The organism is Pseudomonas sp. NY15354 (assembly GCF_048068075.1).
GTDB lineage: Bacteria > Pseudomonadota > Gammaproteobacteria > Pseudomonadales > Pseudomonadaceae > Aquipseudomonas > Aquipseudomonas guariconensis_C.
Genome location: NZ_JBLUPV010000024.1, coordinates 58,778 through 70,992 on the forward strand (window position 1 = coordinate 58,778; position 12,215 = coordinate 70,992).

General features: G+C 62.9%; 15 protein-coding genes. 7 read left to right on the forward strand and 8 right to left on the reverse strand.

Annotated features, from left to right (window positions below; translation table 11 throughout):
• Window positions 1-79 precede the first annotated feature (79 nt).
• The 3 genes from yegQ to ACNFCH_RS19700 all read left to right on the forward strand — a co-directional run bounded on the left by yegQ (window position 80) and on the right by ACNFCH_RS19700 (window position 2,526).
• Complete coding sequence (gene yegQ, locus ACNFCH_RS19690; protein ID WP_337159077.1) at window positions 80-1,423, forward strand: tRNA 5-hydroxyuridine modification protein YegQ; 1,344 nt, start codon at window positions 80-82, stop codon at window positions 1,421-1,423.
• Window positions 1,424-1,660: 237 nt separating this feature from the next.
• Complete coding sequence (locus ACNFCH_RS19695; RefSeq protein WP_337159091.1) at window positions 1,661-2,089, forward strand: DUF411 domain-containing protein; 429 nt, start codon at window positions 1,661-1,663, stop codon at window positions 2,087-2,089.
• Window positions 2,089-2,526 (forward strand): YqaA family protein, encoded by a 438-nt coding sequence (locus tag ACNFCH_RS19700; RefSeq protein ID WP_337159078.1) that lies wholly within the window; start codon window positions 2,089-2,091, stop codon window positions 2,524-2,526. The genes ACNFCH_RS19695 and ACNFCH_RS19700 overlap by 1 nt, the downstream gene beginning before the upstream one ends.
• A 31-nt stretch (window positions 2,527-2,557) precedes the next feature.
• Here the strand turns inward: ACNFCH_RS19700 and ACNFCH_RS19705 are convergent, their stop codons facing one another.
• The 6 genes from ACNFCH_RS19705 to ACNFCH_RS19730 all read right to left on the reverse strand — a co-directional run bounded on the left by ACNFCH_RS19705 (window position 2,558) and on the right by ACNFCH_RS19730 (window position 8,134).
• Complete coding sequence (locus tag ACNFCH_RS19705) at window positions 2,558-3,142, reverse strand: DinB family protein (protein ID WP_337159079.1); 585 nt, start codon at window positions 3,140-3,142, stop codon at window positions 2,558-2,560.
• A gap of 11 nt (window positions 3,143-3,153) precedes the next feature.
• Entirely contained in the window at window positions 3,154-4,260 is a 1,107-nt protein-coding gene (zapE, locus tag ACNFCH_RS19710; RefSeq protein WP_337159080.1) for a cell division protein ZapE, read from the reverse strand.
• 124 nt (window positions 4,261-4,384) lie between these two features.
• Entirely contained in the window at window positions 4,385-5,524 is a 1,140-nt protein-coding gene (locus tag ACNFCH_RS19715) for a PQQ-dependent sugar dehydrogenase (RefSeq protein ID WP_337159081.1), read from the reverse strand.
• A 22-nt stretch (window positions 5,525-5,546) separates the two neighbouring features.
• The gene (locus tag ACNFCH_RS19720) at window positions 5,547-5,867 is read right to left on the reverse strand and encodes a hypothetical protein (RefSeq protein WP_337159082.1); all 321 of its coding nucleotides are present in this window, start codon (window positions 5,865-5,867) and stop codon (window positions 5,547-5,549) included.
• 194 nt (window positions 5,868-6,061) lie between these two features.
• On the reverse strand, window positions 6,062-6,997 hold the full coding sequence (gene speB / locus ACNFCH_RS19725; RefSeq protein ID WP_416743389.1) for an agmatinase: 936 nt from the start codon (window positions 6,995-6,997) through the stop codon (window positions 6,062-6,064).
• 57 nt (window positions 6,998-7,054) lie between these two features.
• A complete protein-coding gene (locus ACNFCH_RS19730) occupies window positions 7,055-8,134 on the reverse strand; it encodes an extracellular solute-binding protein (RefSeq protein ID WP_337159084.1) in 1,080 nt (359 codons plus the stop codon).
• 102 nt (window positions 8,135-8,236) lie between these two features.
• Between ACNFCH_RS19730 and ACNFCH_RS19735 the strand changes: the two genes are divergently transcribed.
• Window positions 8,237-9,133 (forward strand): LysR family transcriptional regulator, encoded by an 897-nt coding sequence (locus tag ACNFCH_RS19735; protein WP_337159085.1) that lies wholly within the window; start codon window positions 8,237-8,239, stop codon window positions 9,131-9,133.
• A gap of 73 nt (window positions 9,134-9,206) precedes the next feature.
• Window positions 9,207-9,683, forward strand: a complete 477-nt coding sequence (locus ACNFCH_RS19740) for an LEA type 2 family protein (protein WP_337159086.1) — start codon at window positions 9,207-9,209, stop codon at window positions 9,681-9,683.
• Between the two features lie 18 nt (window positions 9,684-9,701).
• On the opposite strand, the gene ACNFCH_RS19745 is transcribed toward ACNFCH_RS19740, so the two are convergent.
• Complete coding sequence (locus ACNFCH_RS19745) at window positions 9,702-9,965, reverse strand: hypothetical protein (protein ID WP_337159087.1); 264 nt, start codon at window positions 9,963-9,965, stop codon at window positions 9,702-9,704.
• A 125-nt stretch (window positions 9,966-10,090) separates the two neighbouring features.
• Between ACNFCH_RS19745 and ACNFCH_RS19750 the strand changes: the two genes are divergently transcribed.
• A complete protein-coding gene (locus ACNFCH_RS19750) occupies window positions 10,091-10,411 on the forward strand; it encodes a DUF883 family protein (protein ID WP_196165235.1) in 321 nt (106 codons plus the stop codon).
• 22 nt (window positions 10,412-10,433) lie between these two features.
• On the opposite strand, the gene ACNFCH_RS19755 is transcribed toward ACNFCH_RS19750, so the two are convergent.
• Complete coding sequence (locus ACNFCH_RS19755) at window positions 10,434-11,051, reverse strand: tRNA-(ms[2]io[6]A)-hydroxylase (RefSeq protein WP_196165234.1); 618 nt, start codon at window positions 11,049-11,051, stop codon at window positions 10,434-10,436.
• Window positions 11,052-11,204: 153 nt separating this feature from the next.
• Here ACNFCH_RS19755 and ACNFCH_RS19760 point away from each other — a divergent pair, with 153 nt between their 5' ends.
• The gene (locus tag ACNFCH_RS19760; RefSeq protein WP_337159088.1) at window positions 11,205-12,068 is read left to right on the forward strand and encodes a universal stress protein; all 864 of its coding nucleotides are present in this window, start codon (window positions 11,205-11,207) and stop codon (window positions 12,066-12,068) included.
• Window positions 12,069-12,215: the final 147 nt, after the last annotated feature.

The following is a 12,215-nucleotide window of genomic DNA, read 5'->3' on the forward strand; positions in this document are numbered from 1 at the left end:
GTAAAAGTGCCGTTGATCCAGATCAATGTCGCCTCGGCGCCCTGGCCGTAGCATCCGCGCCTTTTGCCCCGGTGCGCACATGACTCCTCTCGCCAAGCCCGAACTGCTGGCCCCCGCCGGCACCCTCAAGACCCTGCGCTACGCCTTCGCCTACGGTGCCGATGCGGTCTACGCCGGCCAGCCGCGCTACAGCCTGCGGGTGCGCAACAACGAGTTCGACCACGCCAACCTGGCCCTGGGCATCCAGGAGGCGCATGCCTTGGGCAAGCGCTTCTACGTGGTGGTCAACATTGCGCCGCACAACGCCAAGCTCAAGACCTTCATCAAGGACCTCGCCCCGGTCGTCGAGATGGCGCCCGATGCCCTGATCATGTCCGACCCAGGCTTGATCATGCTGGTCCGCCAGCATTTCCCGCAGATGCCGATCCATCTCTCGGTGCAGGCCAACACGGTGAACTGGGCCAGTGTCCAATTCTGGAAGCAACTCGGCCTGAGCCGGGTGATTCTCTCGCGTGAGTTGTCGCTTGAAGAGATCGAGGAAATTCGCCTGCACGTGCCCGACATGGAGCTGGAAGTGTTCGTCCACGGCGCCTTGTGCATGGCCTATTCCGGCCGCTGCCTGCTGTCGGGCTACCTGAACCGTCGGGACGCCAACCAGGGCACCTGCACCAATGCCTGCCGCTGGAAATACCAGGCCACGCCAGCCACGGAGAACGCCACCGGCGATATCGTCCACGAGGTCGAGCCAACCCTGGGCATCGGTGCGCCGACCGAGCAAGTGTTCCTGCTCCAGGAAGGCAACCGCCCGGGCGAAGAAATGCCGGCCTTCGAAGACGAACATGGCACCTACATCATGAATGCCAAGGACCTGCGCGCCATCCAGCACGTGGAACGGCTGACCCACATGGGCGTGCATTCGCTGAAGATCGAAGGCCGGACCAAATCGCACTTCTACTGCGCCCGCGCCGTGCAGTCTTACCGCCAGGCCATCGATGATGCCGTGGCAGGACGGCCGTTCGATCGCGGCTTGATGGGCAACCTGGAGTCCCTCGCCCAACGGGGCTACACCGAAGGCTTCCTGCGGCGCCACGTGCACGATGAGTACCAGAATTATCAGCGCGGCAACTCGGTGTCCGAGCGCCAGCAGTTCGTGGGCGAACTGACCGGGACACGGGTGGAGGGCTTGGCCGAGGTCAAGGTGAAGAACCGTTTCGCGGTGGGCGATCACCTGGAACTGATGACCCCACGGGGCAACTATCACTTCGACCTGAATCAATTGCGCGACCGCCAGCAGCAGGCCATCCAAGTGGCGCCAGGCGATGGCCATGTGGTTTATCTGCCCATTCCCGAACAAGTTTCTCTGGAATACGGCCTGCTGATGCGCGACCTGGAATTGGAGCATGCGCGCCTGACAGATCTGTAATGCGGCCTTCAGGTCGCTGACAGCTGTGCAAGGCTAACATCGAGCAAGCCACCGCCCGCGCTGCGCCTGGAGTCCGGTTACGCTATGCTGCTGCCCAACCCATGGTTACTGGCGCCAGGCCTGCGGGCCAAGCTGTTCGGGCGTGCCCCTGCCGGCCGCGAATACATCGGCGGCCCAGCCAAACGCCAGACGCGTCTGCTCGCCAGTATCCGCCTGTGTATCCAGAGGAATTTCACCATGCTGCGCAAACACCTGCTCTCACTCGGCCTGCTGGCGATCGCCGGCCTGGCCCAGGCCGGCGAGACCATCGACGTCTACCGAGACCCTAATTGCGGTTGCTGCAAGGAATGGATCAGCCACCTGCGTGACAACGGCTTCACCGTCAACGACCACGTCGAGCCGAACATGAGCGAAGTCAAGCAGCGCCTGGGCGTCGCCCCACGCCTGGCCTCCTGCCATACCGGAGTGATCAACGGCAAGTTCGTCGAGGGCCATGTGCCCGCCGAACAGATCCGTCTGCTGGCCAAGCGCAATGACCTCAAGGGCATCGCCGTGCCCGGCATGCCCATGGGATCGCCCGGCATGGAGATGGGTGACCACAAGGACGCCTACCAGGTCATCGGCCTGACCCAGGATGGCAAGGACGAAGTGCTGGCCGACTATTGATGCTCAGTCTCTGGGCGCTGTTTCTCAGTGCCTTCGGTGCCGCCACCCTGCTGCCACTGCAATCGGAGGCTGTGCTGGTTGGGTTGCTGCTGCACCAACCCGAGGCCTGGGCGACATTGCTGCTGGTGGCCACCCTGGGCAATGTGCTGGGCTCGATCGTCAATTGGCTATTGGGGCGGGCGATCGAGCACCTGCGTGATCGGCGTTGGTTCCCCTTCAGCGCCAACCAGTTGGAGCGCGCCCAGCAGCGTTACCAACGCTGGGGGCAATGGTCGTTGCTGCTGAGCTGGATGCCGGTGATCGGTGACCCACTCACCTTGATCGCCGGCATCATGCGTGAACCGTTCTGGCGGTTCGTGTTGCTGGTTACCCTAGCCAAGGGCGGGCGCTACCTGGTACTGGCGATGATCACCCTGGGCTGGCTGCACGGGCGTTGATTGCGCGAGGTTGGCAACACCCCTTGCGCCGTTAGGAGCGTCCCCAGACCAACGCCTCGGTCCACCCGAGCTCGGCGAAGTCATCGGCCCGAAGGCAAGCCTCCTCTTCACAGAAAAACTCATCCAACTGAGGCGGTCGCACCGCCGTATCGCTGAGCATGGCATGCACCTGGCCCCGGTGATGGATCTGATGCTCGAACAGGTGCGACAGCAAACGCAGGCGCGGCTCACGCTGGAGCCGATCCGGGCGCACGATGCTCACGTAGCGTTGCAATTGGTCATCGCGCAGAAGCTGGCAGTAGGCAATCAGCCGGTGGTCGGCCTGGACCTGCTCGGCATGCAGGTCGGTGCAGGTGGCAAAAGGTTGCTCGGGCTCGAAGGATCGCTCCCCATCCGGCTCCGGCGCCTCGCCGCGCTGTTCGCACTCCAGGGCGTGCAGGTAGAACCAGTCCACCGTCAGCAGGTGGTTGAGCGTGGCCTTGATCGAGGGAAAGAAGCTGCAACGGGGGGCGACGAACTCGTCCTGAGTCAGTTGCAGGCATGCCTTGTACAGGCGATGGTTGGCCCAGCCATTGTTATAGGCCTGGGTCAGCAGATGATGCGACAGCGGCTCCATGGTCGGCTCCTTCAGGCGAAGCGTTGCAGTTGCATCTCCCGTAGCCGGCTCAGGGTCCGCTGGTACGGGAACGCCAGATACCCTTGAGTGTAGAGCGCTTCGAGCGGGACTTCGGCTTCCAGGTACAAGGCGACCCGACGGTCGTAGCATTCGTCGACCAAGGCAATGAAGCGGCGCACACTGTCATCCTTGGGCGCCAGCGTGGGCAGTTCGCGGTCTCCGGCAACCACCCGCTGGGCTCCATCCTCGGTGCCACGGGCAATGCGCCCTGCCCGCTGGGCGCCGCCCAATGCCGGGATGCCCTGAACCAGAATCGACGAAAAGCGATCGCACAACCCCATGAACTCCAGGGCCGACAGGGGCTGCTCGCACACGTCGCTGAAATGGCACCAGATGGCCTGCTCGCTGCGACGAATCACGCGAATCTGCCGCGAACCGATCGATAACGGCTGGTCCGTGGCGGCCTCGCCTTGGCTCAGCTGGCCGAACACAGCTTCCAGGGCCGTTGGCCGCCCGGGTTCGGCGACCCAGTAGCGCTGCCGCAAGACACCTGGATGCAGGCGATGATCCTGCTCGCCCGCCACGTTCAGCACGCGCATGTGCCGCACGATGGCCGCGATCGCCGGCAAGAAGCGCTCACGGTTGAAGCCGTCACGGTAAAGCTGCTCCGGCGGTTGGTTTGAGGTGGCGACAATCGTCACGCCTTGGTCGAACAGGGTCTGAAACAGGCGCCCCAGGATGATCGCGTCGCCGATGTCGCTGACGAACAGCTCATCGAAGCACAACACGCGGATCTCGGTCGCCAGGGCCTTGGCCAAGGCCTGCAAGGGGTCGGGGGTACCATTGAGCTGGAACAGCCGCTGGTGCACCCAGGCCATGAAGTGGTGAAAATGCTGGCGTCGGGACGGAACCTGCAGGCTGCGGTGGAACTGGTCCATCAGCCAGGTCTTGCCCCGCCCGACGGGGCCCCACAGGTACACGCCCAAGGTGGGCCTGCCCTGCTCCAGCGCCTCGAAGCACACCTGGAGCGCGTCAACCGCCTGGGCCTGGGCGGGGTCTGCAACGAACCCATGCTCATCGACAGCCTGGCGGTAGCGGGTATACGGATCAAGGGACATGCCGGGCGCTCTGGGCAAAACCGCCATCGTACGCCATTGGCGCCTGCCGAGGGCATATTCGTGGGGAAACCCGCCAACAGGCAGCGCCGCAAACACTGCAGGCTACCGCGAGCGCATCGCGCTGTCAGTCTTCGCTCAATCCCACCTTGAGCAGCGCCCCGTCCTTGGCATCGGTCAGCACATACAGATAGCCATCCGGCCCCACCCGTACATCACGGATTCGGGCCTTGAGCTCGCCCAGCAAGCGCTCTTCATGCACCACCTTGTCGCCCTCGAGCTGCAGGCGGATCAGATCCTGGGTGGCCAGGGCACCGATGAACAGGTTGTGGTCCCAGGCCTTGAAGGTCGGACTGTCATAGAACGCCATGCCGCTGATCGCTGGCGACTTTTCCCAGACATGGTGCGGAGGCTGGGTACCCTCCACGTGCTTGCCCTTGGCTTCGGGGATCGGTAACAGCGAGTAGTTGATCCCATGGGTCGCGATCGGCCAGCCGTAGTTCTTGCCAGGCTCTGGGATGTTGATCTCGTCACCGCCACGGGGCCCGTGCTCATGGGTCCAGAGCTTGCCGGTCCAAGGATTGAGGGCCGCGCCCTGCTGGTTGCGATGGCCGTAGGACCAGATCTCGGGCCGCACATTGGCCTGGCCGACGAAAGGGTTGTCCTTGGGGATTTCGCCATCCGGGAGAATGCGCACGATCTTGCCCTGGAGTTTATCCAGGTCCTGGGCGGTGGCACGTTGGTTGTTCTCACCCAGGGCAATGAAGAGGTACCCGTCACGGTCGAATACCAGGCGTGAACCAAAGTGGATGCCCTCGGAGAGCTTCGGCTGCTGGCGGAAGATCACCGTGAAATGCTCCAACCGGGCCAGATCCTGGGACAACTGCCCACGGCCGACAGCCGTCCCCGCCTTGCCACCGCTGCCTTGCTCGGCATAGGACAGGTATACCGTGCGGTCCTTGGCAAATTCAGGAGACAGCGCCACATCGAGCAATCCGCCCTGCCCTTGGGCCCAGACCACCGGTACCCCGCTCAAGGGTGGGCCGACCTTGCCCTCGGCACTGACCACCCGCAGGTTGCCGGCACGCTCGGTCACCAGCATGCCCTGGCCGCCCGGCAGAAACGCCAAGGCCCAGGGGTTGCGTAGGCCTTCGGCAATCGTACTGACCGTCAGTTGCCCCTCCTCGCTGGGCAATTGCTGTTCTGGAGCGGCTTGGGCAAGCAGGGGTAACAGGGCGGCGATGGCCAGCCAGGTTCGGGGCGTCATGCTCGGTTCCTTCCAGAGAGGCTCACGGCGCGCGTTGGTTATCACGAGGTGGCCGGGTGGGTTGCAGGTTCGGGCTCTGCTGTTCGCGTCGCAGGTTGTCGCCATTGCCTATGCCACGGTTGTCCAGCGTTGGAGGCCGGATGATCGGCTGGGTCGACGGCCCGCGCACCGGTGGTGTGGCCTGCATGCTGCCTTGACGGCTGTTCGGATTGGCACGCTGGATGGGGCTGTTGTAGGGGTTGTTGCGATCGGCGGCAATGAGCAAGGGTTCGGGGAGCGGCGCGGCCGACAGCGGCAGGCTCAGCGAAAGGCCGATAACCAGGGCGGATATCGTGGGATTCATGCTTCACCTCCTGTACGAAACGGCGCGCTCAAGCGTTGGATAGCCTAAGACGCGACAGGTTCGCGGCAAAAGTGCGAATGCGGGGAGAGAGGTTTCCTGATGTTTCAGTATGAGCCCAAGGGCGTGTCGTGCCGGGCTTTCGCGACACAAGGCCACTCATCGCCGGATGGCGTGAGCGGCCTTGATGGAGTCTCTCAAGCTTTGTGGTCGACCTTGTGCCGCGCGGCATACAGGCACAGCATCTCCATGGCCAGCGTGGCGCCAGCCAGGGCGGTGATGTCGGCATGGTCATAGGCCGGAGCTACCTCGACCAGGTCCATGCCCACCAGGTTGATGCCCCGCAGCCCGCCCAGGATCTCCAGCGCCTGTACCGTGCTCAGGCCGCCACAGACCGGCGTGCCGGTGCCAGGCGCAAAGGCCGGGTCGAGGCAATCGATGTCGAACGTGAGATACACCGGACGATCCCCTACGCGCTGGCGAATCGCCGCGATCACAGCCTCGGTGCCCTGACGATGCACCTGGCGCGCGTCGAGAATGGCAAAGCCCTGGGTGTCGTCATTGGTGGTGCGCAGGCCGATCTGCACGGAGCAGGAAGGGTCCACCAGGCCCTCTCGGGCGGCATGCCAAAACATGGTGCCATGGTCGATGCGCTTGCCCTCTTCGTCCGGCCAGGTATCGCTGTGCGCGTCGAAGTGGATCAGTGCCAAAGGCCCGTGGCGATCGGCATGGGCTTTGAGCAATGGGTAGCTGATGAAATGATCGCCCCCCAGGGTCAGCATGGCGCAACCGGCGTCGAGGATATGCCTGGCATGGGCCTCGATGCTGGCCGGCACGGACTCGGGTGTGCCGCTGTCAAAAGCACAATCACCATAGTCGATCACTGCCAGGTGATCGAAGGGGTCGAATGTCCACGGCCAGTGCCTGGCCCAGGCCTGCTGTACCGAGGCGGCGCGAATGGCCCGAGGCCCGAAGCGGGCCCCAGGACGATTGCTGGTGGCCGTGTCGAACGGCACACCGCTGACCACCACGTCGACGCTGCGCAGGTCACGGCTATAGCGGCGTCGAGAGAAACTGGTTATGCCGGCGTAGGTGCTTTCCGCAGCGGTGCCGTAGAGGCTATCGCGGGTCATGGCCTGGTCATTGTTGTGGGCGTGTTCCACGGTCGGGCTCCTGGTTGTCGTTATTCGTTACTGACGGCTGCGAAACGCAGTCCACATCCGGTTGCGCTGGCGCAGGTCGGACAACGCCATGCCTCGGTCGCCATACAGACGCTGGCGGACCTCCGCGGAGGGATAGATGTCCGGGTCGTTGCGCACGGCATCGTCCACCAATGGCGTAGCGGCTTGATTGGCATTGGCGAAGAACAGCGTATTGGTGAGCTCGGCCACGGATTCAGGACGCAGCATGAAGGCGATGAAGGCCCGGGCAGCCTCTGGGTGCGGCGCATCCTTGGGAATGACCAGGTTGTCCTGCCACACCAAGGTGCCCTCGCGCGGGATGCGGTAGATCACTTCGAAGGCCTTGCCGGCACGACGCGCCTGATCCGCGGCCATGGCCGCGTCACCGTTGTAGGTCAGTGCCAGGCATATGCTGCCGTTGGCCAGGTCGTTGATCTGCCGGCCGTTGGCCACATAGCTCACCGAGGGCTGCAGTTGGCGCAACAAGGCCTGGGCGGCATCGAGGTCGGACTTGTTCTGACTGTATGGGTCCTTGCCCAGGTAATTGAGGGTCACGCCGATCACTTCCTGGGGCGAATCCGGCAAGGCGATACCACAGCCTTTCAGGCGGCTGGCGTATTCGGGTTTGAACAGCAGATCAAGACTGTCCAGCGGTACGTCGCCCAGGCGTTGGCGCACCGCCTCGACGTTCACGCCCAAACCCAGCGTGCCCCAGGTGTAGGGCACCGCATAACGGTTGCCAGGATCGGTCTCGGCCAGTTTGGCCAGCAGGTCCGGGTCGAGGTTGCTGTAGCCGGGCATGTCCTGGGCCTGCAACGGCTGCAACGCATTGGCCTTGAGTGCCCTGGCCAGCACCGTGGACGAAGGCACCACCACGTCATAGCCGCTGCCGCCGGTGAGCAGTTTGGTCTCTAGCACCTCGGGTGTGTCGAAGGTGTCGTAGCGCACCTTGTAGCCGGTCTCCTGCTCGAACCGCTTGAGCGTCTGCTCAGCGACATAGTCGGCCCAGCTGTAGAGGTTGACGACCTTCTCTTCAGCCTGGAGCGGCAAAGCCAGGACCAGGGACAGCAGACACAGCGATCGACGCATGGCGAACACCTCGGCAAATGAGTGGATGCCGCCAGCATGCCAGCCGGGTTACATTGCAAAAATCGCAAGTTTGCAAAGCTGACATTCACCAGGAGTGATGTAATGCTCGGACAACTGCACGACCCGGACCTGCACCTGCTGCGGCTGTTCGTCACTGTAGTCGAGGCCGGTGGCTTCAGTGCCGCCCAGGGTGTGCTGGGCCTGAGCCAACCCAGCATCAGCCAGCAGATGGGGCGCCTTGAGACCCGTCTGGGGTATCGCCTGTGCAGTCGCGGCAAGGGGGGCTTTCACCTGACCGAAAAGGGCGAACTGCTGCTCAAGGCCACCCGGGAGTTGCTGGTGCAGATCGAGCAGTTCCGCCAGCAGGCCAACGGTGTAGGCGGCCGGCTGCTAGGGTCAGTGCGCATCGGCATGGCCGAGAACCAGGACGACAACGTCACACTCCGCCTGGCCAATGCCATCGCGCGCTTTCGCCAACGCGAGGAGTCCGTGCAACTGGAGTTGATCAGCGCGCCGCCGGCTGAGCTCGAGCGGCTGCTTCTGGAGCAGCGCCTGGACTATGCCATCAGCTACTTCTCCGGCAGCCAGGCCGCGTTCGACTACCAGCCGCTGTTCAACGAAACCCAACGGCTGTATTGCGGCAAGGGGCATCCGTTGTTCGCGGTATTAGAGGTATCGGGCGAGGATCTGCTCGAAGCCGACCAGGTCCGTCACCCCTACCGCTTCCTCAAGGCGGGCGAGCCCTTCCAGAGCCGTCGCAGCTCAGCCCTGGCGGAGCAGATCGACAGTGCCTTGACGTTCATTCTTTCGGGTCGCCACATCGGCTACCTGCCCCGCCATTGCGCCGAACCCTGGGAGACGCACGGGCTGTTGCGAGCGCTGGATCCTGACTTGGACTTCAGCGTGTCCTTCACCCTCGCCCGGCATCGCGCCCAGGCACCGGGTGAGGCGCAGCAAGCCTTTGCCGAGGACTTGCGGGTAGCTTTCATGGAGCCTTGATGCACATGGCCTTTCAACGTCCCCAGGCTTTTGCCACACTGCGGACTCGATCGTCACGCCAAGGCTCACTGCCATGACCACCCGCCCGCGTTTCTGGCTGATTCCCCTGCTGGCCTGCACCCTCAATGCCTGCGCCCTGTTTCAGGCGCGTGATCCGTTGAACATCAGCGTCGTCGGGATCGAACCACTTCCGTCCGCGGAACTGGAAATGCGCATAGCCGTGAAGATTCGCGTGCAAAACCCCAACGAGACGCCTGTCGATTTCAACGGTATAGCGCTCAAGCTAGAGGTCAATGATCAGCCTCTCGCCGCCGGTGTCAGCGACCAGAAAGGCCATATCGGCCGGTATGATGAAGCCGTGATCGTGGTGCCCATGAGCATCACGGCCTTTGCCATGGTGCGACAAGCCTACGGCTTGGGACAATTGGGCTCATTGCAGGGGTTGCCCTACGTGCTGCAAGGCAAGATGGCTGGCGGCCCCTTGGGGACGGTGCGTTTCACCGACAAGGGCAAGCTCGACCTGCCCGCTGTCGGCAGCGCGACCTGGTGATCGCGCAAACGGCATGGATCAGCGGTTGCCGCTGGCCGCGGCCATCATCTTGTTGACTTCGCTACGCACCATGTTGGCGAACTCAGGAGGCGACATGCCATCGAGTTCGGCGCGCACCCATTCCGCCCATTTGCCCTTGCGCCGCGGCTTCTCGCCGATCAGCCGGGCTGCCTCGCCCTTGGCCTTGCCAAGGTTGTTCTGCCAATGCTCGAACAGCCGGGACTTCTCTGCCTCGATCTGTGCCCGTTCCTCGAAGCTTCTGTTGGCCAGATTGAAACTCATGGGATTACCTACCGCTTGAAAATGGCCGCTATCTTACACTGTAGCGGCGAGCAACCGGTACCCGCCGCAACTTTCCGCCCGGTGCAGCATCCATTGCTCAAGCCCCAACGATCGAGGACACCTTCATGGCCAGGAAAACTGCCGCACCCAGCGACAACGAACAAATCAAGGACCAAGTCTTCAGCGAACTGCAGGCCTTGATCGAAGAGTCGGAACGGCTGCTCCAGGATAGCGCTGCACTGGTGGGCGACGAGGCCGATACCCTACGCGCCCAGATTGCCCTGAAGCTGCGTCAGGCCCGTCAGGCGGCCAGCACCTTGCGCGGCAAGGCGCAGCCTGCGATGGAGGCTGCCGAGCACTACATGGGCGGACATCCGTGGCAGACGGTGGCGATCTCGGCGGGAGTGGGGTTGGTGATTGGGCTTTTGCTGGGCCAGCGCCGCTGACCCACCCCGGTCAAACGACCGTTCAGGCCGCCCTGGCCATGGGAATACCGCTGTGAAAGCGTAGTTCCTGGTCCGGAGAACAGATCAGCTCTACCTCGGCCTCACGCACCTGCTCAACGACGCGAGCGATCTGCGCAGCATCACCATACTGGTGAGCCAGCTTCAGATAGCCTTGGTAGTGGCGCGCCTCGCTCTTGAGCAGACCGTGATAGAACGTGCCGAGCTCTTCGTCCAGATGCGGCACCAGCGCCGCAAAACGCTCGCAACTACGGGCCTCGATGAAAGCACCGACCACCAGAGTATCGACCAGTTTGACCGGCTCGTGAGCCCGTACCAGACGCCGCAACCCAGACGCATAACGCCCCGCCGAGACGGGTCGCAAGGGAACGCCACGGCGCTTCATCAGCCGCAGGACTTGCTCATGGTGCACCAGTTCCTCACGGGCCAGGCGCGACATCATGTTGATCAGGTCAAGATGAGTGTTGTACTTGGCGATCAGGCTCAACGCCGTGCTGGCGGCCTTGAATTCACAGTTCTTGTGGTCGATCAACAAGGTTTCCTGGTCGGCGAGTGCCGCTTCGATCCAAGCGTCAGGGGTAGGACAGCCGAGGAAGGCATCGATTTCGGGAATCAGGGACATAAGGCTCACAACTACAGGCCAACGGCAGGACGGCAATTATACCGGGGGTGGCGTCGATCGCCAGAGACTATGCTGATACATGTCAAGCGGCACTGCGCGGGATGCCGACTATAGTCAGGCACTGGCCGCCATCTACCAAGGGAGTTCATGCCCATGCAAGCCGTCCGCAGCATCCTCGTCGTCCTAGACCCCGAACACGCCCACAGTCGCGCCTTGACGCGCGCCAAGCTCATCGCAGGGGTGACCGGCGCACGCCTGCACTTATTGATGTGCGACAAGCGCCAGGACCACAGCGCTCTGCTCAGCCTGCTTGGCAGCCAGTTACACGATGACGGGTATGACAACGTCACCCATGAACAGACCTGGCATGAAAGCCTGCATGAATCCATCATCGAAGTGCAGCAAGCCGAAGGGTGCGAACTGGTCATCAAGGAACACCGCCCAGACAACCCACTGCGCAAGGCGCTGCTGACCCCCACGGACTGGAAACTGCTGCGCTATTGCCCTTGTGCGGTGCTGATGGTCAAGAACGAGCGCCCATGGACCGGAGGCGCGATCCTTGCCGCGGTCGATGTAGGCAATAACGATGAAGACCATAGGCGTCTGCATGCCAGCATCATCGACCATGGCTATGCCATTGCCGGCCTGGCCAAGGGTGACCTGCACGTCATCACGGCTCACCCCTCCCCCATGCTTTCGGCGTCTGATCCGACTTACCAACTCTCCGAAACCATCGAGCAGCGGTATCGCGAAGCATGCAAAGCCTTCCAGGCAGAATTCGACATTCCTGACGACCACCTGCACATTGCCGAAGGTCCGGCGGACGTTCTGATCCCTTACACCGAGAAACAACTCGATGCAGTGATGACTGTCATTGGCACTGTGGCACGCACAGGCATTTCCGGTGCCTTGATCGGAAATACCTCGGAAGTAGTGCTCGACGCGCTGGAAGGCGACGTGTTGGTGCTCAAGAGCGAAGAGGCTACCGCACACCTGGCAGAACTGGCGCGAGGCTGAGGGGACCAGGATGCCCCGGCACAGTTTCAGCGCCGCAAAGACAAAACCCCTACCTGCTCGCGCAGATAGGGGTTTTGCGAAATGAATCTTGACGATGACCTACTCTCACATGGGGAAGCCCCACACTACCATCGGCGATGCATCGTT

Bases quoted from the DNA above. Each gene is read 5' to 3' on its own strand.
- ACNFCH_RS19700 (WP_337159078.1), top strand. From the start codon at position 2,089: ATGCTCAGTCTCTGGGCGCTGTTTCTCAGTGCCTTCGGTGCCGCCACC.
- ACNFCH_RS19720 (WP_337159082.1), bottom strand. From the start codon at position 5,867: ATGAATCCCACGATATCCGCCCTGGTTATCGGCCTTTCGCTGAGCCTG.
- speB (WP_416743389.1), bottom strand. From the start codon at position 6,997: ATGACCCGCGATAGCCTCTACGGCACCGCTGCGGAAAGCACCTACGCC.
- ACNFCH_RS19695 (WP_337159091.1), top strand. From the start codon at position 1,661: ATGCTGCGCAAACACCTGCTCTCACTCGGCCTGCTGGCGATCGCCGGC.
- ACNFCH_RS19740 (WP_337159086.1), top strand. From the start codon at position 9,207: ATGACCACCCGCCCGCGTTTCTGGCTGATTCCCCTGCTGGCCTGCACC.
- ACNFCH_RS19755 (WP_196165234.1), bottom strand. From the start codon at position 11,051: ATGTCCCTGATTCCCGAAATCGATGCCTTCCTCGGCTGTCCTACCCCT.
- ACNFCH_RS19760 (WP_337159088.1), top strand. From the start codon at position 11,205: ATGCAAGCCGTCCGCAGCATCCTCGTCGTCCTAGACCCCGAACACGCC.
- ACNFCH_RS19750 (WP_196165235.1), top strand. From the start codon at position 10,091: ATGGCCAGGAAAACTGCCGCACCCAGCGACAACGAACAAATCAAGGAC.
- ACNFCH_RS19705 (WP_337159079.1), bottom strand. From the start codon at position 3,142: ATGGAGCCGCTGTCGCATCATCTGCTGACCCAGGCCTATAACAATGGC.
- ACNFCH_RS19730 (WP_337159084.1), bottom strand. From the start codon at position 8,134: ATGCGTCGATCGCTGTGTCTGCTGTCCCTGGTCCTGGCTTTGCCGCTC.
- ACNFCH_RS19715 (WP_337159081.1), bottom strand. From the start codon at position 5,524: ATGACGCCCCGAACCTGGCTGGCCATCGCCGCCCTGTTACCCCTGCTT.
- yegQ (WP_337159077.1), top strand. From the start codon at position 80: ATGACTCCTCTCGCCAAGCCCGAACTGCTGGCCCCCGCCGGCACCCTC.
- ACNFCH_RS19735 (WP_337159085.1), top strand. From the start codon at position 8,237: ATGCTCGGACAACTGCACGACCCGGACCTGCACCTGCTGCGGCTGTTC.
- zapE (WP_337159080.1), bottom strand. From the start codon at position 4,260: ATGTCCCTTGATCCGTATACCCGCTACCGCCAGGCTGTCGATGAGCAT.
- ACNFCH_RS19745 (WP_337159087.1), bottom strand. From the start codon at position 9,965: ATGAGTTTCAATCTGGCCAACAGAAGCTTCGAGGAACGGGCACAGATC.